Below are 23,214 nucleotides of genomic sequence, written 5' to 3' on the forward strand. Positions count from 1 at the left end.
GCGTCTGGGTAGTATTCAGTTGCCGACTGGGTGGTCGCGCACGGTAAAAAGCCCCGCACGGGTGGGCACGATGCGGTAGGGTTATGGTCGGAGTGTTTGAACGTACGCCCTGAACTCAAGTGATTGAAAGGATATCGCCATGCTGGACTGGAAAAACCGTGCAGGCAGCGCCAAAGGCCCCGCGCCTGAGCCCAAGTCGGCCAACCGCGGCTATTTTCGTACCGTGCTGATGAGCCGTGCCGTGCTCAGCGTGCTCGGCCTGTACCTGTTGGTCACCGGCGCCCTGGGTTGGTACTGGAGCGAAGAGCCGGCGCTGTTTCCGGTGCAGCAGAACGCGCAGCTGGCCGCCGAGAAGGAAGGCAAGCAGATGGTGGTGGGCTACACCACGGTCGAAACCCTCAAGACCGTGGTCGGCACCTTGCTGAACAAGCCCGGTGGCTACATTTCCAACGACCGCTTCCCGCCAGGCCTGTGGATGGACAATATGCCGAGCTGGGAATACGGGGTGCTGGTGCAGGTGCGTGACCTGACCCGTGCCCTGCGTAAAGACTTTGCCCGCTCGCAGTCGCAGTCGGCCGAAGACGCGGACTTGGCCAAGGCCGAGCCACGCTTCAACTTCGACAACAAGAGCTGGGTGCTGCCATCCAGTGAGTCGGAATACCAGGAAGGCATCAATTCCCTGAGCCGCTACGAAGCACGCCTGTCCGACCCGAACCAGCGCGGCGCGCTGTTCTACGCGCGTGCCGACAACCTGAACAACTGGCTGGGCGACGTCGCTACGCGCTTGGGTTCGCTGTCGCAACGCCTGTCGGCCAGCGTCGGCCGGGTGAAACTGAACACCGCACTGAAAACCGAAGCCCTGGCGCCGGGTGAAGTGCCGCAGGTCGATGAGGAAGTGGTGGAAACCCCATGGATGCAGATCGACAACGTGTTCTACGAAGCCCGTGGCCAGGCTTGGGCCTTGTCGCACTTGCTGCGCGCCATTGAAGTCGATTTTGCCGATGTACTGGCCAAGAAGAACGCCACGGTCAGCGTGCGCCAGATCATTCGTGAGCTGGAAGCCTCGCAGGAACCGGTTTGGAGTCCTATGATTCTTAACGGCAGTGGCTTCGGGGTACTGGCGAATCATTCGCTGGTGATGGCCAACTACATTTCCCGGGCCAACGCTGCAGTGATCGACTTGCGTCAGCTCCTCAACCAGGGTTGATGATGGACGCTACTCAAAAGGAGGCCGCACACCGCGCGGCTTCCGATGCTGAACTGATCTGCTGGGTCGACGAGCAGGACAACCTGCTCGGTCACCTCGTGCGGTCCGACCTTCGCCAGCGCGGCCTGATTGGCCGTTGCACTTTCATATTCCTGTTCAACTCCAAGGGTGAGCTGTGTGTGCATCGGCGCACCCTGAGCAAGGCGTTGTACCCCGGTTTCTGGGACACGGCGGCGGGCGGCATGGTGGCGCAGGGAGAGTCGTATGCTGTGTCGGCAGCGCGGGAGTTGGAAGAGGAGTTGGGTGTCGGTGGCGTGGAATTGGTCGAACATGACCACTTCTATTTCGAAGATGGCGACAGCCGGCTCTGGTGCACCTCCTACTCTGCCGTCTGGGACGGGCCACTGTGTCTACAGCCGGAAGAGGTCATGGAGGCGCGCTTTTTACCCCTTGAAACAGTCCTGCAGGAGGCTGGGCAAAAGCCTTACTGCCCGGATGCCCAGGAAGGGTTGCGGCGTTATCTGGCCTCGCGTCGCTAAAGTTGCATAAATTGGCGCCATTTGACTCTTAGCAAGTCGGCTTTTTGTGGTTACACTGCGCGACTTTTCACCCGAACCGCCTTGGCGGTCCGGTAGCGCTGCCCCTGCCTGAGTGGGGCTTCGCGGTCGGTTCACCGCTTTGCGGGTGCCGATCAGTCTTCATCCTCCCAAGAGGATTGCCGGTGGCCAAAAAAGCCGCATCCTTCGCCGCCCTTGGTGGCCTGGTATTTTCCACCGACGCAGGTCGACACTGCCCGGACTGTCGTCAGCCCGTGGATTCGTGTACCTGCAAACAGACCCTGATCCCTGAAGGCGACGGTATTGCCCGCGTACGCCGCGAGAGCAAAGGCCGTGGCGGCAAGACGGTGACTACCATCACCGGCGTGCCGTTGGCCGAAGAAGCCCTGAAGGAACTGGCCACGACGCTGAAAAAACGCTGTGGCACCGGAGGCGCGTTGAAAGACGGCGTCATCGAGATCCAGGGCGATCACGTCGAGTTGCTGTTGGCCGAGCTGATCAAGCTCGGGTACAAGGCCAAGAAGTTCGGCGGCTGAAAGCCTCTTCCCGACCTGTGTCTAAACTCTGTCCTGCGCGTGGGGTCCTACCTTGCACGCAGGCAAATCGTCATTTTCATTCTTTAGACTGCGCCAGCCTCTGATAGGGGCGGTGCCTTCGACTTCATTTATAGGGGACTTCGATGTCCGTACGACGCACACGCAAAGACGATGGCAGCCAATGGACAGTTGCGGACAGCCGCAGTGTTTACGGGATTCGCCATTGGGGGGCCGGGTATTTCGCGATCAATGATGCCGGTCGCGTTGAAGTCCGTCCGAACGGCCCGAACAGCACGCCGGTCGACCTGTACGAACAGGTCGACGAGTTGCGCAAAAGCGGTCTGTCGTTGCCGTTGCTGGTGCGCTTCCCCGACATCCTGCAAGACCGTGTACGCCAGCTGACCGGCGCTTTTGATGCGAACATCGAGCGCCTGGAATACCAGAGCAAGTACACCGCGTTGTACCCGATCAAGGTGAACCAGCAGGAAGCGGTGATCGAGAACATCATCGCCACCCAGAACGTGTCGATTGGCCTGGAAGCCGGCTCCAAGCCTGAGCTGCTGGCTGTGTTGGCCCTGGCGCCGAAGGGCGGCACCATCGTCTGCAACGGTTACAAGGACCGTGAGTTCATCCGCCTCGCGCTGATGGGCCAGAAACTCGGCCACAACGTGTTCATCGTGATCGAGAAAGAATCCGAAGTTGAACTGGTGATCGAAGAAGCCGCCAGCCTCAAGGTCAAGCCACAGGTCGGCCTTCGCGTACGTTTGTCGTCGCTGGCATCGAGCAAGTGGGCGGACACCGGTGGCGAGAAATCCAAGTTCGGCCTGTCGGCGGCGCAACTGCTGTCCGTGGTCGAGCGCTTCCGCGCGGCTGGCCTGGACCAGGGTATCCGCCTGCTGCACTTCCACATGGGCTCGCAGATCGCCAACCTGGCGGACTACCAGCACGGGTTCAAGGAAGCCATCCGTTACTACGGCGAGCTGCGCAACCTTGGCCTGCCGGTGGACCACATCGACGTCGGCGGTGGCCTGGGCGTGGACTACGACGGTACGCACTCGCGTAACGCCAGCTCGATCAACTACGACATGGACGACTACGCCGGCGTGGTCGTGGGTATGCTCAAGGAATTCTGCGACGCGCAGAGCCTGCCGCACCCGAACATCTTCTCCGAAAGCGGCCGCTCCCTGACCGCCCACCACGCCATGCTGGTGGTGCAGGTGACCGACGTCGAGAAACACAACGACGAAATCCCGACCATCGAAAACAAGGAAAGCCTGCCGGAAACCGTGCAATGGCTGGTGGACCTGCTCGGCCCGACCGACATCGAGATGGTCACCGAAACCTACTGGCGCGCCACTCACTACATGAGCGACGTGGCTACCCAGTACGCCGACGGCAAGCTGACCCTGGCCGAGAAAGCCCTGGCCGAGCAATGCTACTTCGCCGTGTGCCGCCGCCTGCACAACTCGTTGAAGGCCCGCCAGCGCTCGCACCGCCAGGTACTGGACGAACTCAACGACAAGCTGGCCGACAAGTACATCTGCAACTTCTCGGTGTTCCAGAGCCTGCCGGACACCTGGGCCATCGGCCAGGTATTGCCGATCCTGCCGCTGCACCGCCTCGATGAAGAGCCGCTGCGCCGCGCCGTGCTGCAAGACCTGACCTGCGACTCCGACGGCAAGATCAAGCAGTACGTCGACGAGCAGTCCATCGAGACCAGCCTGCCAGTGCACGGCTTGAACGAAGGTGAAGACTACCTGCTGGGTATCTTCCTGGTCGGTGCTTACCAGGAAATCCTGGGCGACATGCACAACCTGTTCGGTGACACCGACTCGGTGAACATCTACCAGCGTGAAGACGGTTCGGTGTACAGCGCCGGTATCGAGACCCACGACACCATCGAAGACATGCTGCGTTATGTGCACTTGTCGCCGGAGGAGTTGATGACGCATTACCGTGACAAATGCGCGAGCGCGAAGATCAGTGCGTCGGAGCGTACCCAGTTCCTGGATGCGTTGCGTCTGGGCCTGACGCGTTCTTCGTACCTGTCCTCGTAACCGCGTAAAACTCGGTCATTGTGGTGAGCGAGCTTGCCTCGCGCGGGGCAAGCCCGCTCACCACATTAGTCTGTCTTCACACGTATAAGGGGTTGGCGATGTCGAGAGTATTCTTGCAAGCGTTCACCCTGGCCGTCGCGGCATTCCTCGCGGCCTGCTCCCCCATCAAAGTGCTCAACGCACTCACCCCCTCCAACACCTTCACCAAAACTTCAGCCATCGCCTACGGCGATGATCCCCGGCAAAAACTCGATATCTACCGGCCTGTCCCTGTTATCTCCAATGCTCCAGTCGTGGTGTTTTTCTATGGCGGCAGTTGGAACAGCGGCTCCAGGGACGACTACGGTTTCGTCGGCGAAGCCCTGGCCTCACGCGGCATCGTGGTGGTGATCGCCGATTACCGACTTTACCCGCAAGTGCGTTATCCCGCTTTCCTCCAAGACAACGCCCACGCCGTTGCCTGGACCTATCAACACGTCGCCCAATATGGTGGTGATCCCCAACAGCTCTATGTCATGGGGCATAGCTCCGGCGCCTATAACGCGTCGATGCTGGCGCTGGATGCGCGTTGGCTGAAAGAGGTTGGCCTGACGCCGTCAATTTTCAAAGGCTGGATCGGCCTGGCCGGGCCCTATGACTTTCTGCCGATTGAAAACACTGACGTGAAACCGGTGTTTTTCTTCCCTGATTCACCGCCGGATTCCCAGCCGATCAACCACGTTAGCCGTGACGCACCGCCCAGCCTGCTGATCGCTTCGACGGACGACAAGCTCGTCAACCCCAAACGCAACACCGGCGGGCTGGCCCAGCAATTACGGGCGGCGGGTGTGCCGGTGGAGGAAGTCTATTTCGGCAAGACCAACCACCAGACGCTGGTGGGGGCGATCGCCAGACCTTTGCGTTGGTTGGCGCCGGTGCTGGACCGTGTCACCGCGTTTATCCAAGCCACTGGTCCTGCCGGTTCAAGCGCCAGGCAATCGCCCACAAGGTAAGGCTGCGCAGGGCCATAAATAGAAGGAAGGTTATCCACAGCCCGTGGTTGCCCAAACCCTGCAACGCCCAGGCGAAGGGCAGTGTCAGCAAGACAGTCAGCAGCATGCCATTGCGCATCTCCCGCGCGCGGGTGGCGCCGATGAACAAGCCATCCAGCAAGTAACTCCACACCGCAATCAACGGCAGAATCGCCAGGTAAGGCAGATAGAGGTCGGCGGTTTCGCGCACGCTGGGGATATCGGTCTGCATGGCGATAAACAGGTGTCCGGCTACGGTGAACAGCAGCGCAAAACCGACGCTGGCGATCAACGACCAGCCGCCGGCCACCACCAATGAACGACGCAAGGCCTGGCGGTCATGGGCGCCGATGGCATGCCCGCACAGGGCTTCGACCGCATGGGCCAATCCATCCAAGGCGTGGGCGGCCAGCAACAGGCCGTTGAGCAGCAGCGCATTGGCGGCCACGGTGGCATCGCCCAATCGCGCGCCTTGCACCGTGATCATGAAAAACACCGATTGCAGCGCGAGGCTGCGGATAAAAATGTCGCGGTTGACCGCCAGCAACGGGCGCCAGCTTTCCCACAGCTTTAGCGCCGCCCAGGCGATATGACCCGGGTAGGCGCGCAGGGCTTTTTGCGTCATGGCCAGGCCGAGCAAAGCACCGGTCCATTCCGCCACGACGGACGCACGCGCCGAACCGACCACACCCCACTCCAGCCCGAGTACGAACCACAGGTTCAGGGCGATGTTGACCAGGTTGGTGGTCAGCAGGATCGCCAGAGGCGCGCGGGCGTTCTGCGTGCCGAGAAACCAGCCGACCAGCGCATAGCTGGCCAACGCAGCCGGCAGGCCGAACAGACGGGTGTGGAAGAAATCCTGGGTCAGTTGATTGAGTTCGGGAGAGGGCTGCATCCACTCCAGCGCGAGATGGCTCAGCGGAATGCCTATTGTGCCCAATAGCATTGCCAGGCCCAGTGCGAGCAACAGGCCTTGCAGGAGGATTTGCCGCAGCGCCGCCCCATCATTGCGCCCGGCAGCCTGGGCGGCGAAACCGGTGGAACCCATGCGCAGGAAACCCATGGCCCAGGCGAGGAAGGTGTACAGGCTGGCGCCGACCGCGACGGCGCCCAACTGGTGGGCGTGGGGCAGGTGGCCGATGACCATGCTGTCCACCAGCGCCACCAACGGCACCGAGATATTCGACAGGATCATCGGCGCGGCCAGGGCCCAGACGCGGCGGTGTGTGGGGCGGTGGCGCCAGTCGGTGAATAAGGTGGGCATGCAGGCTCCTTGGGGGAGCAGTATTGTAGCTGCACCAGCGGTATGTAGGGCCTGAGCGTTACGACAAATGGGGGGAGCAAGCCCCCCAACTAGCTTGGAAGTAAGCGAAAGATTACATAGCAAAGCATATGGTGTTGGGGTAGGGATATCCGACCTCTCTCATGTCTCTGATATCTGCGGTCTTGCTGGTATGGTGTGTCACTGTAATGGTGACATTTTTGTTTGTGGAGTGATGATCAAACGTTAACTCTGCTTCCCCTTCAGATAATCCGTCTTTTATGAGTAGTGTTGTAACGCCGTCAGGGTAAAGTTTGTTTGGGTCGTCAGTGAGCGCGAAAATACCTCCAAAACTCAGGTAGCTGTTAAGAAGTGAGCTGTCGATTTTTTTAAACTCCTCGCCAATTTTCTGATAAATGTCGCCTGTAAAGTAGATATGAACATTCTGCAGGAGTGAAAAGGCTTCTGTATCGGGTATTGTTTTGGAGTTGGAGGCGCTGGTGCATGGAGTGCCTGCGAGGGAGTGGGAGTTTTCTTTGACTTCGTACTGATTGTTATTGTTTTCTTCTGGCTTGTAATCTTTGCGTTTTGGCGCGATTTTATCCTTTTCCGTAATCGTCAAAAACACGCCAGACGAAATGTCTGGGTAAATAGGGGTGTATTGTTCAACGTGGCCATGTTCATTCAATGAGGAATAGAGAACCTGATTTCCATTTTTTTCTAAACTAAACAGGCAGTCTACTGTTGTGCCTGAAAGGGATAATGGCTGAGTAATATTCATGTAGCCAACTTTCAGTCCGTACTCGTTGAGGCGCGTTCCCGTTGAGAGACTGCCTCCAGATTGTCCGCCGTCCCACGTGTCTGTGATGTGAAGTTTTAAGTCTTTTCTTGTTCTGTAATAGATTGGGGGGGTGGTGGTGAGTTTTTCGAATGTCGCATAATTGTTAATGGAGAAAGGAATTTGGGCGGAGTTTTGATATGCGGCTTTTGTGCTCATGTCTGTTGTCCTTTGATGTCGCAACTAGTTTATTGATGGTCATGTGCCTGAGTTCTATGAGGATGAAACTAGTCAGTATTGTTTTTACGATCTACTGTCAATTTTGACAGTTCAGACAAGCGGTCGCCGATTTTTTGTTTGCTTCTTTAGTGGCTGAGGCCACAGCCACTGAGGACAAGCCCATACGCGCGACTCTAGTATTTGTGGGGTTTAGCTTAGGTTCTGGTTTCCGCCAGAACCAAACCACCCTCCGTCGGTCAATGTGACCAGCACCCCATCGGCACCTTGCGGGCTGATATATAGTTCACCTCTCGGACCCCCTCACAAACGAGTGCCCCATGCTTAACAAAGGACTGTTCCTTGCTTGCGCGCTGGCCCTGCTGAGCGCCTGCGATTCCTCCGATAAACCGGCGGTACCGACCGCTCCTGCAGCAGCGACAGTGGCGCCAAAACCGGCCAAGGCCGCGGTGGATGTGGCGGCGCTGAAGCAGCGTTACGCCGGGCGCGAGTTGAGCGTGGTGGACGTGTCCGAAGTGCAGCTCGACGGCGCCAGCACGCTCTCCGTGAGCTTTTCCATCCCGTTGGACCCCGATCAGAAATTCGCCGACAAACTTCACTTGGTGGACAGCAAGTCCGGCAAGGTCGATGGCGCCTGGGAAATCTCCGACAACCTGATGGAATTGCGCCTGCGCCACCTGGAACCGCAGCGCAAACTGGTGCTCACGGTCGACGCCGGTGTGAAGGCCGTCAACGACAATACCCTCGCCGCCGAGTACAGCGCGCGCCTGGAAACCCGCGACCTGCAAGCCACTGTCGGCTTTGCCAGCCGTGGCACCTTGCTGCCGACGCGCCTGGCCGAAGGCCTGCCGGTGATCGCGCTGAACGTCGACAAGATCGACGTCGAATTCTTCCGCATCAAGCCCGAATCCCTGCCCACCTTCCTCGCGCAATGGGGCCGCAACACTAGCCTGCAAAGCTATGAATCCCGCGAACTGCTGCCGTTGGCCGACCTGGTCTACGGTGGCCGTTTCGACCTGAACCCGGCGCGCAACACCCGCGAAACCCTGCTGCTGCCGATCGCCGGCCTCAAGCAATTGCAACAGCCAGGCGTGTACCTGGCGGTGATGCGGGCTTCGGGCACCTACAACTATTCTCAACCGGCCACGCTGTTTACCCTGAGCGATATCGGCCTGTCGGTGCACCGTTACGCCAATCGCCTGGACGTGTTTACCCAGGCGCTGGAAGGCGGCAAGGCACTGGATGGTGTCGACCTTGAGGTGCTCGACGCCGAAGGCCGTGTGTTGGGCCAGGGCAAGACCGAGAAGGGTGGCCACGCCGAGTTGCCATTACCGAAAAAGGCCCAGGTGCTGCTCGCCAAGCAAGGTGAACAGACCAGTATGTTGCGCCTCGACAGTGCGGCGCTGGACCTGGCCGAGTTCGACATCGGCGGCCAGCCCTCCCACCCTTTGCAGTTCTTTGTGTTCGGCCCGCGTGACCTGTATCGCCCTGGCGAAACCGTGCTGCTCAATGCCCTGCTGCGGGACAAGGACGGCAATGCCGTCAAGCCGCAGCCGGTGAGCGTCGAAGTGCGTCGACCCGATGAGCAGGTCAGCCGCAAATTCGTCTGGGATGCCGACGCCTCTGGCCTTTATCAATATCAACTGCAACTGGCTGGCGAAGCACCGACCGGGCGCTGGCAGTTGGTGTTTGACCTGGGCGATGGCAAGCCGCAGTTGTATGAATTCCTTGTCGAAGACTTCCTGCCCGAGCGCCTGGCGCTGGAACTCAAGGGCAGCGACACCCCGCTGAAGCCGGCGGACGACGCGGTGATCCAGGTCAACGGCCGTTACCTGTACGGCGCGCCTGCCTCGGGCAATCGCGTCAGCGGCCAAGTCTATGTGCGACCGTTGCGCGAAGCGGTCAAGTCGCTGCCGGGCTATCAGTTCGGCTCCGTCACCGAAGAAGAGCTGAGCCAGGATTTCGAACTGGACGAAAGCGTACTCGACGCCAAGGGCCAGGAAGCGCTGACCCTGGAAAGCAAATGGGCCGAGGCCAAGTCGCCGCTGCAACTGATCGTGCAGGCCAGCCTGCAAGAGTCAGGCGGACGGCCGATCACCCGGCGCCTGGTGCAGCCGATCTGGCCCGCCGAGCAACTGCCGGGCCTGCGCGGACTGTTTGATGGCAAGGAAACCAACGGCGACGGCCCGGCGGAATTCGAAGTGCTGCTGGCCAACCAGGACGGGCAGAAGCTCGCCGCGCCGAACCTCAAGGTGCGCCTGGTGCGTGAGCGCCGCGACTACTACTGGAACTACTCCGAGAATGACGGCTGGAGCTATCACTTCAACGAGAAATTCCTCAACCTCGACGAACAGACCCTGAACATCAAGGCGGGCGACACTGCCAAGGTCAGCTTCCAGGTGGAGTGGGGCCCTTACCGCGTCGAGGTTGAAGACCCGCAGACCGGCTTGGTCAGCAGCCTGCGTTTTTGGGCTGGTTACCAGGCCCAGGACAACACCGAAGGCGGCGCCGTGCGACCAGACCAGGTCAAGCTGGCGCTGGATAAACCGGCCTACGGCGATGGCGATACGGCTAATGTGACCGTCACGCCGCCGGCGGCCGGTAAGGGCTACCTGTTGGTGGAGTCCGCCGAAGGCCCGCTGTGGTGGCAGGAAATCGAGGTGCCGGCTGAAGGCAAGAGCTTCGCCGTGAAGCTCGATCCGAAATGGTCGCGCCATGATTTGTATGTCAGCGCCTTGGTGATTCGTCCTGGCGAGCGTAAAGCCAACATCACGCCCAAACGGGCGGTGGGCCTGCTGCACCTGCCGTTGGATCGCACCCAGCGCAAACTCGGCGTGACCCTCAGCGCGCCGGAAAAAATGCGCCCCAAACAGCCGCTCACCGTGAAAATCGCCGCCAAGAATGCCGATGGCAGCGTGCCGAAACAGGTGCATGTCCTGGTCGCTGCCGTGGACGTGGGCATCCTGAATATCACCGAATACCCGACGCCGGATCCGTATTCCAGCCTGTTCGGCCGCAAGGCCTACGGCGTGGACCAGTTCGATATCTACGGTCAGTTGATCGAAGCCGGGCAAGGCCGATTGGCCAGCCTGGCATTTGGTGGCGATGCGGCACTCGCCAAGGGCGGCAAGCGCCCGGACACCAGCGTGACCATCGTCGCCCTGCAAAGCGCCCCCGTGACGTTGAACGAGCAAGGCGAGGGCGAAGTCAGCGTCAGTATTCCCGACTTCAACGGCGAACTGCGCCTGATGGCCCAGGCCTGGAGCGACGATCGCTACGGCATGGCCGAAGCCAAGACGGTGATTGCCGCCCCGCTGATTGCCGAGCTGTCGGCGCCGCGCTTCATGGCAGGTGGCGACCAGACCACGTTGGCGCTGGACCTGTCCAACCTGTCGGGCAAACCGCAGAAACTTGATGTGCAATTGAGCGCCGATGGGCAGTTGGAGCTGGTCAACGGCGGCGCGCAAACCGTCGAACTCAAGCAAGGCCAGCGCACCACCCTGCGCATTCCGGTGAAAGCCTGGGGCGGGTTGGGGCAGGGCAAGGTCAAGGTGACGGTGAATGGCCTGGATCTGCCGGGTGAGAACCTGCCGCCGTTTACGCGCGAATGGACCCTGGGCGTGCGCCCGGCCTATCCGGCGCTGCTCAAGCACTATCGCGCAGTGCTGAAGGATCAACCGTGGAGCTTGCCGGCGGGGACGCTGGATCAGTTCGATGCCTCGGGACGCCAGGCGCTGCTGAGCCTGTCGAGTCGACCGCCGCTGAACCTCGGTGCGCAGATCAGTGCGCTCAAGGCCTACCCTTACGGTTGCCTGGAGCAGACTGCCAGCGGTCTATATCCGTCGCTGTACGCCGATGATGCGCTGCTCAAGCGCCTGTCGATCAAGGGCGAGTCGGACAGTGAACGCAAACGCAAGATCGAGCTGGGCATCGAACGCCTGCTGGGCATGCAGCGCTACAACGGTAGCTTCGGGTTGTGGGGCGCGGATGGCGAAGAGGAATATTGGCTGACGGCTTACGTCACCGACTTCCTGCTGCGCGCTCGCGACCAGGGTTTCGCGGTGCCGCCTGAAGCCTTGAAAAAGGCCAGCGAGCGTCTGCTGCGTTACGTGCAGGAACGCAACCTGATCGACGTCGACTACAGCGACAACGCCGACCACACCCGCTTTGCCGTGCAGGCCTACGCGGGCATGGTGCTGGCGCGCAGTCAGCAGGCGCCGTTGGGCGCGTTGCGCAGCATCTTCGAACGCCGCAGCGATGCGCGCTCCGGTCTGCCGCTGGTGCAGTTGGCCATCGCGTTGCAGAAGATGGGTGACCAGCCGCGTGCGGACCAGGCGTTGCTCGCCGGCCTGGCGGCGCAGCGCAATGCCAATGAATGGCTGGCCGACTACGGTAGCCCGTTGCGCGACCAGGCGATGATCCTGGCCTTGCTGGAAGAGAACGACTTGGCCAAGGGCAAGCGTGAGGAGCGCTTGTTCACGCTGTCGGATCAACTGGCGGCTAGCCCGTACCTGTCGACCCAGGAGCGCAACTCGCTGTTCCTGGCCGGGCGCCTTGGGTTTGCCAAGCCTGATGCGAACTGGCAAGTGTCATTGACGGGCAGTGGCGGTGTGCAGCAACTGAACAATCAGCAGTCGACGCTGGAATTGGAGGGCAAGTGGCTGTCCAGTGATCTGACCTTGAGCAACCAGGGCGAGACGCCGGTGTATCAGCAATTGACGATTTCGGGTTATCCACAGGTGCCACCGGCAACGGGTGGCGACAACCTGAACATCCGCCGCGAATACCTGGGCATGAACGGCCAGCCGTTGAACCTGCGCAGCCTCAACAGTGGCGATCTGGTGCTGGTGCATTTGGCGGTGAGTGCCAAGCAGCGGGTGCCGGATGCGTTGGTGGTGGACCTGTTACCAGCTGGCCTGGAGCTGGAGAACCAGAACCTGGCGCAAAGCGCCGCCAGCCTGGAAAACGCCAGCAGCCAAGTGAAGGAGTGGCGTGAGTCGATGCAGAACGCATCGCTCAAGCACCAGGAATTCCGTGATGACCGTTACGTGGCGGCGATCAACCTGGAAGGCTCCGGCACCACGCACCTGCTGTACCTGGCACGTGCCGTGACACCGGGTACTTACCGTGTGCCACCGCCGCAAGTGGAGTCGATGTACCGGCCGAACTGGCAGGCGGTGGGTGAGACGCCGGCGGATCTGGTGATCAAGGGGCGTTAATGTAAAACGGGGCCATGTTCGTCATGGCCCCGTTAGTTAATGCACAACCCAGCTCAGTAGCCACAGGCCCAACAGCAACCAGATAATCCCCATGATGATCGACGCCCGCATAAAGGCGCGCACCGCCGAGTACAGCAGCATCAGGCCGATGATCAGGGTGATGATGCTGATGATCGAGGTGTCCATGCCCAAGGTGCGGGACAGGCCATCGATAAAGTTGCCACCGGCATTGGTCAGCGCACCGAACAGGCCGCTGAGCCCGTCGACGATAAAACGGATGATGGAACCGAGCGCCTGGCCCAACCAGCCGAAAAAGCTTTCTACCTGCATATGTGTGTCCTGATGAGAAGGTGGGCGTATCTGTGCCTTTGGTTGTTATTGCAACAGGCTAGTTCCCTACCAGCATAGAGGTTTGCCCGTTTGAGTTTGCGTTTAGTTGCCCGTTGGACCTTGGCCGGCCTGTTGTTGGTGGTGGCCTTGCTGTGGCTGGCCGACCGCATCTGGCCGCTCCCCTTGCCCAAGGATGACCTGGCGCGGGTGGTACTGGCCGAGGATGGCACGCCGTTGTGGCGGTTTGCCGATGCCAATGGCGTGTGGCGCTACCCGGTGCAAACCAGCGAAGTATCGCCGTATTACCTCGACGCGCTGCTCACGTATGAAGACCGTTGGTTCTACCAGCATCCCGGCGTGAACCCGCTGGCGCTGGCGCGGGCGACCTGGCAGAACCTCGCGGGTGCGCGGGTGGTGTCGGGCGGCAGCACTTTGTCGATGCAGGTGGCGCGGTTGCTGGATCCGCATTCGCGCACCTTCCACGGCAAGTTGCGTCAGTTGTGGCGCACGGCGCAGTTGGAATGGCACCTGTCCAAGGGCGAAATCCTCAACCTCTACCTGAACCGCGCACCGTTCGGCGGTACGTTGCAGGGTGTGGCGGCGGCCAGTTGGGCCTACCTGGGCAAATCCCCTGCGCAACTGACCCACGCCGACGCCGCCTTGCTCGCCGTTCTGCCCCAGGCGCCCAGCCGTTTGCGTCCGGATCGCCATCCCCAACGTGCCCAGCAAGCCCGCGACAAAGTCTTGCGCCGCCTCGCGGAGTTCCAGGTCTGGCCACAATCGGCCGTCGATGAAGCCCTGGAAGAACCGTTGCTGCTCGCCCCACGCCTGGAGCCGAGCCTGGCGCCCTTGCTCGCGCGCCGCCTGAACCGCCCCGACAGCCCGCCGCTGATCCGCACCACCCTGGATGCCACGTTGCAACGCCGTCTTGAAGACCTGCTGCTGGGTTGGCGCGCGCGGCTGCCGGAGCACACGTCCGCCGCGATCCTGGTGGTGGAAGAGGAAAGCATGGCCGTGCGCGCCTACCTCGGCTCGGTGGATATCAACGATGCCAAGCGCTTCGGCCACGTGGACATGATCAGCGCCTTGCGTTCGCCGGGTTCCACCCTGAAACCGTTCCTCTATGGCATGGCCCTGGATGACGGGCTGATCCACTCCGAATCCTTGTTGCAGGATGTGCCCCGGCGTTATGGCGATTACCGGCCGGGCAACTTCTCCATGGGGTTTACCGGAGCAGTGCCGGCGAGTACGGCACTGTCGAGTTCGCTCAACCTGCCGGCGGTGCAGTTGCTGGAGGCCTATGGGCCCAAGCGCTTTGCTGCGCAAATGCGCATCGGCGGCGTGCCGTTGGCGCTGCCGGCGTTGGCCGAACCGAACCTGGCGCTGATCCTGGGCGGCGCAGGCAGTCGCCTCGAAGACCTGGTGAGCGGCTACAGCGCCTTCGCCCGGGACGGCAGGAGCGCCGCTATTCGATTACAGCCGGACGATACGCTCAGGGAGCGGCCGTTACTGTCGCCAGGGTCCGCCTGGATTGTGCGGCGTATCCTCAGCGGTCAGGCGCGGCCCGACCGTGACCCGCGTGCCGAACTGGTGCAACGCCCGGTACTGGCCTGGAAAACCGGCACCAGCTACGGTTTTCGCGATGCCTGGGCCATCGGCGTGGGCCCGCGTTATTTGATCGGCGTATGGATCGGCCGCCCGGACGGCACGCCGGTGCCGGGCCAGTTCGGCCTGGCCTCGGCCGCGCCGTTGATGTTGCAGGTGCATGACGTGCTGACCAACCGCGACAGCCAGCGCGGCATCAGCGCCCCCGTCAAACCGGTGCCGGCCAATGTCGGCGTGGCGGCGATCTGTTGGCCGCTGGGCCAGCCCATGAGCCGCAGTGACCCCAATTGCCGGCGCCAGCGCTTTGCCTGGACCCTGGATAACACCACGCCGCCCACCTTGCAGGCATTGGACCAGCCGTTGAGCGTGGGTTTGATGGAAAGCGTGTGGGTCAATGCCAAGGGCTTGCGGGTCGACGCCCATTGCCCCGGCGCCGAGCCGAAAAATATTGCCCTGTGGCCCGCGCCGCTGGAACCCTGGCTGCCACGGGTCGAGCGCCGCGAAGCGCGTATCCCGGCCGCCGATCCCGAGTGCCCGCCTCCGGCATTGGCCGCGTCGTCGCCCTTGTCGATTGTCGGCGTGCGCGAAGGTGACCAACTGCGCCTGCCCGCCGCCAGCCAACAGGCCCTGCGCCTGAAAATCTCCGCCTTGGGAGGGAGCGGGCGACGCTGGTGGTTCCTCAATGGCGCGCCGCTGGGGGACAGCGCCAACCAGGACTTTATCAACACCAGTTTCGAGCGCCTGGGCCGCTACCAGTTGAGTGTGTTGGACGAGGCGGGCCAGACCGCCAGGATCGAATTCAGTGTGGTGGATTAACTTGCCTTCCCGCGCTTTCGGCCCGAAGCTATCCCCCTTCAGGAGCCTGCCGCATGAACCTCGAACACCTCACCGAACGCCTGCACCGCATCCGCGATACCAACAATTGGAAACAATTCCACAGCCCGAAAAACCTGGCCATGGCCGCCAGCGTGGAAATGGCCGAGCTGGTGGAAATCTTCCAATGGCTGACCGAAGACCAGTCGCGTCAGTTGTCGGCCGACACACTTGCCCATGCCGGGCAGGAAGTCGGCGATATCGTGCTGTACCTGCTGTTGCTGTGCAGCGAGTTGGGCTTGGACATGAACGAGGTGGTACGCGCCAAGTTGGCCGACAGTGAACGGCGGTTTGCCCATGAGTGATCGTCATTTCGACCAACTGGCCACGCGTTTCGCCGAGAAAATCTACGGCGGTGCCAAAGGCGCGATTCGCCTGGCGGTGCTCCAGGCCGACCTGACCGAGGCCCTGCCGAAACGCCCTTTGCGCGTGCTGGATATCGGCGCGGGCCTGGGCCATATGTCGCTGTGGTTGGCCGAACAAGGCCATGAGGTCACCCTGGCCGAGCCCGCCGAGCCGATGTTGGAAGGCGCCCGTCAACGCTTCGCGGATGCCGGGCAAACCGCCACCTTTATCCATGCACCCTGGCAAGACCTGCTCGGCCAACTCACCGAACCCTACGACCTGGTGCTGTGCCACGCCGTGCTGGAATGGCTGGCCGAGCCCCACGCGATCCTGCCGGTGCTGCACCAACTCACGGTGCCCGGTGGTTGGCTGTCGCTGGCGTTCTACAATCGTGATGCGCTGATTTACCGCAACCTGCTCAAAGGCCACTTCCGCAAAATGCGCAAGAACGACATGGCCGGCGAAAAGCAGAGCCTGACGCCGCAACAACCCCTCGATCCCCGTGAATTGGCGGCGCAACTCGATGGCCTTTGGCAGGTCGAAAGCCAAAGCGGCGTGCGGGTGTTTCACGACTATATGCCGGTGGAATTCCAGGCCCGCGCCAATTTGCAGGACCTTTTGGAGATGGAACTCGCTCACCGTCGTCACCCAAGCTTTGCCGGACTTGGGCGTTATTTGCACTGGATTTGCCGTCCGGTTTAAGCGGCCCAGTCTGCGGAGGTCGAAATGCGTCGTCTCTGTTTGATCCTGTTGTCCCTGGGTTTGGGCGCGTGTTCCAGCCCGAACCCCTATGTTGCCGCTTCGGCGCCGATCCCTCCGGCGCCGCCCCAGGCGGCCAATACCTTTGATGCCAGCGCCTACCCGGCGCCCGTGCGCGACTACGGCGCCTACCGCAATTGGGCCTGGCGCAACGGCCAGTTACCGGCGGGCACGGCCTGGGCCGATTCAGCGCAGATTGCCGAAGCGGTCAGCGGTGCCCTTGACCAACGCGGGCTGCGCCCCTTGCATGACAATCGCCCGGCGGACCTGTTTGTCAGCGCCGATGTGCGCCTGGAGAAGCGCCTCAAGCAAGTCCAGGATGACTACGGCTACGGTTATGGCGGCTACAACCGCTATGGCAATGGTTACGGCATGTACAACTCGGTGCCGATCGTGCGCACCTATGAAGTGCAGGTCGTGGTGGTTCGCGTCAATCTGTTCGATGCCCGCACCGGCCAGCCGGTGTGGAGTGCCAGTGCGGAAACCGGCAGCCAGGGAAGCCTCAGTGAGCGGGGAGATGCCTTGCGCCAGGCGGTGCAAAAGGCAATGACGGCGTATCCTCCCAGTTAACAGCTATTCTCATCTTTAGCGCGGGTCGCTCTTTGGAGATAAACCATGTTTCGTCGTATCGCTACGCTTGCTGTTGTAGTGCTGCTGGGCGGCTGCCAGACCAGCCAGGTCAACCACGATTTTGACGCCAGCCGAGACTTCGGTGCCTACCGCAGCTGGGCCTGGAAAGACCCGGCGCTGCAATACCGTCCGGATGATCCGCGCATCAAGAGTGACCTCACCGAACAGCGCATCCGCCAGGCCGTCGGCGAGCAACTCGGTCAGCGCGGCCTGCGCCCAGCGGCGCCGGGCAGCAAGGCTGACCTGAATGTACAGGCCTACCTGATCGTCGAAGACCGCCAGCAACAAGTCACCACCAACTACGGTGGCGCCTGGGGCGGGCCGTGGAACGGCTATTGGGGCGCGCCGATGTACAACGAAACGCGCAACATCACCTACAAAGTCGCCACCCTCCAGATCGACCTGCTCGACGGCAAGGACGGCAAGTTGGTGTGGCGCGGCAGCGACGAACAGATGATGGCCACCTCGCCCAACCCCCAGGACCGTGACAAAGCCATCCGCACCACCGTCACCCGCGTCCTTTCCAGCTACCCACCGCACTAGAAATACCTTCCGCCAGTCGCCAATGTGGCGACTGGCCAGCGCGCACCTGAAGCCTTGTCTACACTCCAACCCAACAATGGAGAGTAAGCGCTAAGGAGTGCCTGATGTCTCCCCGACTTGGTTCCCGGCAGCGTGGTGCGATTGGCTTGATGGCGGCAGGCACCCTGGCGGTGGCCATGGTGTTCATGCTGCTGGCGGTGGACAGCGGCCGCCTGTACCTGGAAAAACGCCGGTTGCAGTCCATCGCCGACACCGCCGCGTTGGAAGCCGCCGGTCGTGGCGGCCTGTGCACGCCCTCCACCACGGCCAATGACTACGCCAAGGAAAACGCCGCGCGCAACGGTTTTACCGTGGTCGCCGGCGACAACAGTCGGGGCCTGGCCGTGACCTGTGGCACCTTGCCCACCAATGCTAGCAATATCCGTGTGTTCGTCGCTGATGCGACCAAGAACGACGCCATACGCGTGGTCGCAACGCGCAGTGTCATGACCAGTCTCGCCAGTGGTATCTGGAACATGTTCAGCGGTGCACCGGTTGCCACCCAGACGATATTGAGTGCCACCGCTGTGGCTGCGACTGCGCCACCGGTGGCGCAACTGACGATTCGCAGCAGCCTGGCCTCCGTGAATTCGGCCAACTCCCCGTTGCTGAACATGGTCATCGGCAATCTGTTGGGCGGTAGCCTGTCGCTGACGGCAGCGGGCTGGAATGGCTTGCTGACAACGAACGTGAACCTGCTCAGCTATCTGGATCAGTTGGCGATTCAATTGAACGTGAAGGCGGGGGACTACGACGCGCTGCTGAGCACTGCTGTCTCCGCCAGCCAGTTGCTCGACGCCGCCGTGAAGGTCCTGCAAAAAAACGGCGCGGTCGCCACGGCGGTCATCAACGATCTGATTACCGTGAACGCCATCGCGCCGAACACCCAGTTGCTGAAGGTCGGAGACTTGCTGAAAGTCGCCACCGGAACGCCGGCGGCGGCCTTGAATACCAGTGTGCAGTTGTTTCAGTTGCTGGAGACCGTGGCGCAGCTCTCCAGTAGCAAGAATGCGGTGAGTGCGGCAGCCAAGGTCAATATTCCGCTGGTGGGCACCGTTTCGATCCAGACCAAAGTCATCGAGCCACCGCAACTGTCGGCGATTGGCAATCCGGCCAAGGCCAAGGCGGGGCTTTTGAATAACCCGCAAACGGATCAGATTTTTGTGCGAACGGCGCAGGTACGCACGTTGGTCACGATTGATGCGCCGATCATCAAGGTGGTTTCGGGTGTCACGTCGATTCTTTCCGGGCTGGGGACGCCGGTGTCGAAGGTGGTCAGCGGCCTGTTGAACCTGAACATTCCGGCCGTGGTCGGCGGTGTCTTGTGCCTGGTTGCGTGCAATGTCACGGATGTCGACATCAACCAAACCCTGTCCATTTATATCGAGGCGGCCAGTGCACAAAGCTATGTCACGGACTACAGCTGCGCCACGCCTGCCACCAAGTCGTTGACGGTAAAGACCACCACCTCGCTGGCCACATTGGGCGTGGGTTACGTGGATCCGGTTACTGCGTTTTCTTCATCAGCCCCCGTCACCGTGCAACCGGTCAGGCTGATCGACTTCGGCGAACGCTATTGCATTGTGCTGACGCTGATCTGTGGTCCGCGTACAGCGGGTGTAGGCGGGGGGTTGAATTTGAAGGCGCTGTCTACCGTCGCCGCGCAAACCAACTCGATGCTGTTTTTACCCGTGGCTGAAATGAACGCGACGCCGACCTACAAGAACGCGCCAGGCACCGCCGATATCCTTTATAGCCTGGGGGATACGCTGAACGGTCTGCAGGTCACCTACGTGCCGCCCAGCGGCAGCACACCCAACCCGGCGAACGGCACCGTGACCAGCGCATTGGCGACCATCATCAGCTCGGTGGTCAGCCTTGTCCAAAACGTCCTGTCGCCGATACTCGACCCCATCGTCAACACACTGCTCTCGGCGCTGGGCATCAGCCTGGGCAACGCCGAAGTCGGCGCCAACCTCAGTTGCCACATGGGCCGCGTCTACCTGGTGATTTAACTCACCGGCAACTCCACACAAAACCTCGCGCCGTGCTCGCCATTGGCGACGCTCAGGCGCCCGCCCATGTTTTCCACAATCCCGTAGCTCACCGACAAACCCAAGCCCGTGCCCACGCCGATCGGCTTGGTGGTGAAGAACGGCTCGAAAATCCGCTCCAGCAACCGTGGGTCAATGCCGCCGCCGTTGTCCTCCACCCAGATGCGCACATGTCGGCTGTCATGCTCGCAATGCACCGCGATCCACGGACGGAACGCGGGATCCTTTTCCCGTTTGCTCAGCAATGCGTCACGGGCGTTGACCATCAGGTTGATCAGCACTTGCTCAAGCTGGTCGACATGCCCTTTGACCTGCACCTCGAAGTCCGCAGGCGTGATGCGCAGATCCACGCCCTTGCCACGCAAGCCTTCGCCGAGCAGCGACAGGGTGCCTTCCACTGCCTGTGACGGGTCGAAGGGCTGTTGTTCGATTTCCGAGCGGCGGCCGAACACACGCATATGGTCCACCACCCGTGCCGCGCGCTGTACCTGGGTGTCGATGCGCTGGAGCTTTTCGGTGAGGTAGTCGATCTGCGCATCGCCGTTGCTAAGGCGCTTGAGCACGTTGACGATGGCCATGCGCATCACGTTGAGCGGCTGGTTGATCTCATGGGCCAGGCCGGTGGCCATTTCGCCAAGGGTGGCCATCTTGGCACTTTGGGTCAGTTGCTGCTGGGAGCGGCGCACTTCGGTGTTGTCGCGGCCCACCGCTTGCACTTCCACCAGCGTGCCCTGTTCGTCGAACACGCCCCGGTCCGACCACACCCACCAGGCATGTTCGCGGCCGGGCAGTTCCAGACTGATTTCGGCGGTGCTGACCGGGAATTCCGGGGTCAATTGTTCGATGCGTTGCACAAAGGCCTGGCGTTGTTCGTCCGACAGCCAATGCCCCAGGTTCAGCCCCGGCAATTGCGCCGGCGGGCATTCCAGGTAGTTGGCCAGCGGTGTGTTGCCGAAGGTCAGGGTCAGGTCCGGGCGATAGCGGCAGATCATCGCCGGGGAGTCCTCGACCAGGATGCGGTAGCGCTCTTCGCTCTGTTTGATCTGCTCGGCGGCCAGGGTCGCCTCGGTGACATCCAGCCACAGCCCGACGGCTTCCACCGGCAGGCCGAGGTCGTCGCGCAACAGTTTGGCTTCGTCCAGCAGCCAATGGTAATGGCCTTGTTTATCGCGCAGGCGGTAACGGCTGCGCACGTTGCCTTCACGCAGTAACTGGCGGCTGCGCTCGAAGTACAGTTCGCGGTCGTCGGGGTGGATCAGCGAGGCCAGGTTGTCTGGGTTGCAGTCGGCCAGGGTCCAACCCAGCAGCGGCAGCAGGCTGTCGCTGAAGAACGCCGGGTGCAGGGCGCCACTGACATAGCGCTGCACATAGATCACCGCTGGCGAGCTGGCGATCAGGTTGTCCAGGCGCGCATGGGCGGCGGCGGCTTGCAGTTGCTGGTTCTTGATGTCGCTGATGTCGAGCATGAAGCCGATCCAGCGCCGGTGATCACCCACGCCCAGCACCTGGCCCTGGACGCGATACCACAGGGGGTTGTGCTCGGCGTCAGTGCGTTGCAGGCGCACACTGGTCATCAAGGGTTTGCCCAGGGCTTGCAGGTCGTGCAAACGGCTGTTGAACGCCTGGCGGTCGGCGGGGTGGATCAGTTCAAGCCACTGGTCCAGCGGCTGGCGGGTCGGGCCGTCTTCCAGGCTGAGATTGTGCAGCAACTGCGGGGCCAGCTGGATCTCCTGAGTGGCAGGCAGCAGTTCCCACCAGCCGGTGCCTAGCAGGCCTTGCAGGGCTTCCATGCGGTCAAGCTGTTGGTGGTTGCGTTGCTCGCGCAGGCGACTCAGCAGCGGGGCGGCGAGGGCGGCGGTGAGGTTCAACCAGTCCCGTTCGCTAGTGTGTTGCTGGCCGCTGTAGAACCCGCAGAGTAACCAAGCGGCGACGCCCTGGCTGTCACGATAAGGCACCAGGAACCCATCAGCATTCCCGAAAATGCTCTGCAGGCGCGGGTTGTCACTGCGCTCCTGGGCCAGGCTCAACGGCGTGTTGCCATTGGCACTGTCCAGGCTGGTGCCCAGGTGCTGGCCGGTCTGCCACAAGGCGGGTGCATCGTGGGCGGCGTAGTGGTTGTAGATCCGCCAGCCCTGGTTTTCTTCGTCGAGCAAGGCCATGGCCACGCAGGGGATGTGCCAGCGCTGGGCCAGGCTGCGCAGGTGCTCATTGAACACCTCGGGCAGGCGGGTCAGGCTGCACACCCGCAACTGCTCGCTCATCTGGCAGGCCAACTGATGGTTCTGCTCGCGATGCTGGGCCAGTTGTCTACCGGCCAGCAAGTCGCTGACGTCTTGCAGGTGCAAGCGCCAGCCGTCGTCTTCGGGCTCGATCCAGCCCCGGGTGTGCAGGGTCCGGCCGGCGACGCCCTGGAAGTCCAGGTCCAGGCTCTGGTGTTGCCAGTCGGCGGGCTGGCCTTCGATACTCAAGGCGCTGCTGGCGCACAACAGTTCGCGCAGCAAGGGGCGTGATTCATGGGGGGCGAGCAGTGCGCGCAGGGTGCCACTGAAGTCCAGCACACGGCCCTGAGCATCCAGTAGCAGGTGCAGCCCTGGCACAGGGGCGCCGGCCGTATCGAGTGCGAGCGCGCTGCTGCGGCCGAGCAGGCGCCCGAAGAGCTTGTCCCCCGAAGTCAAAGCTGCAGACTCGAACTGACCAACAGGTTGGCCGGCAGATTCGGCACGGTGCCGATGAACGGCAACACCAGCGCCGGGAACACCGAGTTGAGACGGCTGGTGGGGTACTTGATCGTGACGGTCAGCGGGGTGCCGGTGCCGGAGTAGGTGGCGGTGACCAAGTCATCGGTAAACTGAAAGCTGCTGGGGATCCATTTCAACTGTTTTAACGCGGTGGTTTTGGCGAGTGTGGTCACTTGAGTGGGATAAGTAGTGCCGGCGGCCACAGGGTCCACCGACATCGCCTGGCGCACGCCTTCCGCCGCCGCCTGGTTGAACGACTGCAACATCAGCAGCGGCAGGCTATAGCTGATCAAGCCATAAAACACCGCAAAAAAGATCCCGAAGACCAGGGCGAACTCAATCGCGGCTGCACCTTTTTGCTTTCCAGGCAGGCCTGTTTTCATGACTGCGTCTACCCTGACGGCTACTACTTGATATCAGCATAGAATCATTCAGC

The 23,214-nt window shown here is 61.7% G+C and carries 17 protein-coding genes; 12 read left to right on the top strand and 5 right to left on the bottom strand.

Features of this window, described 5'->3' with window-relative positions; all coding sequences use genetic code 11:
• Positions 1-229 precede the first annotated feature (229 nt).
• From ACP7EW_RS21450 to ACP7EW_RS21470, 5 genes are all read left to right on the top strand, one after another.
• Positions 230-1,207, top strand: coding sequence for a DUF2333 family protein (locus ACP7EW_RS21450; RefSeq protein ID WP_370468598.1), 978 nt, complete (start codon positions 230-232; stop codon positions 1,205-1,207).
• 2 nt (positions 1,208-1,209) lie between these two features.
• Entirely contained in the window at positions 1,210-1,746 is a 537-nt protein-coding gene (locus tag ACP7EW_RS21455) for an NUDIX hydrolase (protein ID WP_426219508.1), read from the top strand.
• Positions 1,747-1,928: 182 nt separating this feature from the next.
• Positions 1,929-2,300 carry a translation initiation factor Sui1 gene (locus tag ACP7EW_RS21460; RefSeq protein ID WP_426219510.1) on the top strand — a complete coding sequence of 124 codons (372 nt, stop codon included), beginning with the start codon at positions 1,929-1,931 and terminating at the stop codon, positions 2,298-2,300.
• Positions 2,301-2,443: 143 nt separating this feature from the next.
• Positions 2,444-4,357 carry an arginine decarboxylase gene (gene speA, locus ACP7EW_RS21465; protein WP_028615582.1) on the top strand — a complete coding sequence of 638 codons (1,914 nt, stop codon included), beginning with the start codon at positions 2,444-2,446 and terminating at the stop codon, positions 4,355-4,357.
• A gap of 98 nt (positions 4,358-4,455) precedes the next feature.
• The gene (locus ACP7EW_RS21470) at positions 4,456-5,349 is read left to right on the top strand and encodes an alpha/beta hydrolase (RefSeq protein WP_426219513.1); all 894 of its coding nucleotides are present in this window, start codon (positions 4,456-4,458) and stop codon (positions 5,347-5,349) included.
• Here the strand turns inward: ACP7EW_RS21470 and ACP7EW_RS21475 are convergent.
• Together ACP7EW_RS21475 and ACP7EW_RS21480 are read right to left on the bottom strand one after the other, a co-directional pair.
• Positions 5,294-6,631: an MATE family efflux transporter gene (locus ACP7EW_RS21475; protein ID WP_426219515.1), complete on the bottom strand. Its 1,338-nt coding sequence runs from the start codon at positions 6,629-6,631 to the stop codon at positions 5,294-5,296. The two genes, ACP7EW_RS21470 and ACP7EW_RS21475, sit on opposite strands and share 56 nt — an antisense overlap.
• A gap of 112 nt (positions 6,632-6,743) precedes the next feature.
• Entirely contained in the window at positions 6,744-7,625 is an 882-nt protein-coding gene (locus tag ACP7EW_RS21480) for a hypothetical protein (protein ID WP_426219517.1), read from the bottom strand.
• A gap of 338 nt (positions 7,626-7,963) precedes the next feature.
• Here ACP7EW_RS21480 and ACP7EW_RS21485 point away from each other — a divergent pair, with 338 nt between their 5' ends.
• On the top strand, positions 7,964-12,862 hold the full coding sequence (locus ACP7EW_RS21485) for an alpha-2-macroglobulin (RefSeq protein WP_426219519.1): 4,899 nt from the start codon (positions 7,964-7,966) through the stop codon (positions 12,860-12,862).
• Between the two features lie 36 nt (positions 12,863-12,898).
• Here the strand turns inward: ACP7EW_RS21485 and ACP7EW_RS21490 are convergent, their stop codons facing one another.
• On the bottom strand, positions 12,899-13,192 hold the full coding sequence (locus ACP7EW_RS21490) for a hypothetical protein (protein ID WP_016977007.1): 294 nt from the start codon (positions 13,190-13,192) through the stop codon (positions 12,899-12,901).
• Between the two features lie 90 nt (positions 13,193-13,282).
• Here ACP7EW_RS21490 and pbpC point away from each other — a divergent pair, with 90 nt between their 5' ends.
• The 6 genes from pbpC to ACP7EW_RS21520 all read left to right on the top strand — a co-directional run bounded on the left by pbpC (position 13,283) and on the right by ACP7EW_RS21520 (position 20,001).
• Positions 13,283-15,613: a peptidoglycan glycosyltransferase PbpC gene (gene pbpC / locus ACP7EW_RS21495; protein ID WP_426219521.1), complete on the top strand. Its 2,331-nt coding sequence runs from the start codon at positions 13,283-13,285 to the stop codon at positions 15,611-15,613.
• Between the two features lie 53 nt (positions 15,614-15,666).
• Positions 15,667-15,975: a MazG-like family protein gene (locus ACP7EW_RS21500; protein WP_276196331.1), complete on the top strand. Its 309-nt coding sequence runs from the start codon at positions 15,667-15,669 to the stop codon at positions 15,973-15,975.
• A complete protein-coding gene (locus ACP7EW_RS21505) occupies positions 15,968-16,717 on the top strand; it encodes a methyltransferase (protein WP_033897334.1) in 750 nt (249 codons plus the stop codon). Before ACP7EW_RS21500 ends, ACP7EW_RS21505 begins: the two co-directional genes overlap by 8 nt.
• Before the next feature lie 24 nt (positions 16,718-16,741).
• Positions 16,742-17,344, top strand: coding sequence for a DUF4136 domain-containing protein (locus ACP7EW_RS21510; RefSeq protein WP_016977011.1), 603 nt, complete (start codon positions 16,742-16,744; stop codon positions 17,342-17,344).
• Between the two features lie 45 nt (positions 17,345-17,389).
• Positions 17,390-17,947: a DUF4136 domain-containing protein gene (locus ACP7EW_RS21515; protein ID WP_426219523.1), complete on the top strand. Its 558-nt coding sequence runs from the start codon at positions 17,390-17,392 to the stop codon at positions 17,945-17,947.
• Between the two features lie 104 nt (positions 17,948-18,051).
• Positions 18,052-20,001, top strand: a complete 1,950-nt coding sequence (locus tag ACP7EW_RS21520; RefSeq protein WP_426219525.1) for a pilus assembly protein TadG-related protein — start codon at positions 18,052-18,054, stop codon at positions 19,999-20,001.
• Here the strand turns inward: ACP7EW_RS21520 and ACP7EW_RS21525 are convergent.
• Together ACP7EW_RS21525 and ACP7EW_RS21530 are read right to left on the bottom strand one after the other, a co-directional pair.
• Complete coding sequence (locus tag ACP7EW_RS21525; RefSeq protein WP_426219528.1) at positions 19,998-22,715, bottom strand: ATP-binding protein; 2,718 nt, start codon at positions 22,713-22,715, stop codon at positions 19,998-20,000. The two genes, ACP7EW_RS21520 and ACP7EW_RS21525, sit on opposite strands and share 4 nt — an antisense overlap.
• Positions 22,712-23,161 (bottom strand): TadE family protein, encoded by a 450-nt coding sequence (locus ACP7EW_RS21530; protein WP_426219530.1) that lies wholly within the window; start codon positions 23,159-23,161, stop codon positions 22,712-22,714. The genes ACP7EW_RS21525 and ACP7EW_RS21530 overlap by 4 nt, the downstream gene beginning before the upstream one ends.
• Positions 23,162-23,214 lie beyond the last annotated feature (53 nt).

Source organism: Pseudomonas sp. DWRC2-2 (assembly GCF_049897885.1).
Lineage (GTDB): Bacteria > Pseudomonadota > Gammaproteobacteria > Pseudomonadales > Pseudomonadaceae > Aquipseudomonas > Aquipseudomonas azotoformans_A.

What these genes read in the sequence shown, in the direction of transcription:
- speA (WP_028615582.1), top strand. Translation starts at nt 2,444, where the DNA reads ATGTCCGTACGACGCACACGCAAAGACGATGGCAGCCAATGGACAGTT.
- ACP7EW_RS21480 (WP_426219517.1), bottom strand. Translation starts at nt 7,625, where the DNA reads ATGAGCACAAAAGCCGCATATCAAAACTCCGCCCAAATTCCTTTCTCC.
- ACP7EW_RS21520 (WP_426219525.1), top strand. Translation starts at nt 18,052, where the DNA reads ATGTCTCCCCGACTTGGTTCCCGGCAGCGTGGTGCGATTGGCTTGATG.
- ACP7EW_RS21510 (WP_016977011.1), top strand. Translation starts at nt 16,742, where the DNA reads ATGCGTCGTCTCTGTTTGATCCTGTTGTCCCTGGGTTTGGGCGCGTGT.
- ACP7EW_RS21490 (WP_016977007.1), bottom strand. Translation starts at nt 13,192, where the DNA reads ATGCAGGTAGAAAGCTTTTTCGGCTGGTTGGGCCAGGCGCTCGGTTCC.
- ACP7EW_RS21500 (WP_276196331.1), top strand. Translation starts at nt 15,667, where the DNA reads ATGAACCTCGAACACCTCACCGAACGCCTGCACCGCATCCGCGATACC.
- ACP7EW_RS21455 (WP_426219508.1), top strand. Translation starts at nt 1,210, where the DNA reads ATGGACGCTACTCAAAAGGAGGCCGCACACCGCGCGGCTTCCGATGCT.
- ACP7EW_RS21450 (WP_370468598.1), top strand. Translation starts at nt 230, where the DNA reads ATGAGCCGTGCCGTGCTCAGCGTGCTCGGCCTGTACCTGTTGGTCACC.
- ACP7EW_RS21530 (WP_426219530.1), bottom strand. Translation starts at nt 23,161, where the DNA reads ATGAAAACAGGCCTGCCTGGAAAGCAAAAAGGTGCAGCCGCGATTGAG.
- ACP7EW_RS21470 (WP_426219513.1), top strand. Translation starts at nt 4,456, where the DNA reads ATGTCGAGAGTATTCTTGCAAGCGTTCACCCTGGCCGTCGCGGCATTC.
- ACP7EW_RS21515 (WP_426219523.1), top strand. Translation starts at nt 17,390, where the DNA reads ATGTTTCGTCGTATCGCTACGCTTGCTGTTGTAGTGCTGCTGGGCGGC.
- ACP7EW_RS21505 (WP_033897334.1), top strand. Translation starts at nt 15,968, where the DNA reads ATGAGTGATCGTCATTTCGACCAACTGGCCACGCGTTTCGCCGAGAAA.
- ACP7EW_RS21485 (WP_426219519.1), top strand. Translation starts at nt 7,964, where the DNA reads ATGCTTAACAAAGGACTGTTCCTTGCTTGCGCGCTGGCCCTGCTGAGC.
- ACP7EW_RS21475 (WP_426219515.1), bottom strand. Translation starts at nt 6,631, where the DNA reads ATGCCCACCTTATTCACCGACTGGCGCCACCGCCCCACACACCGCCGC.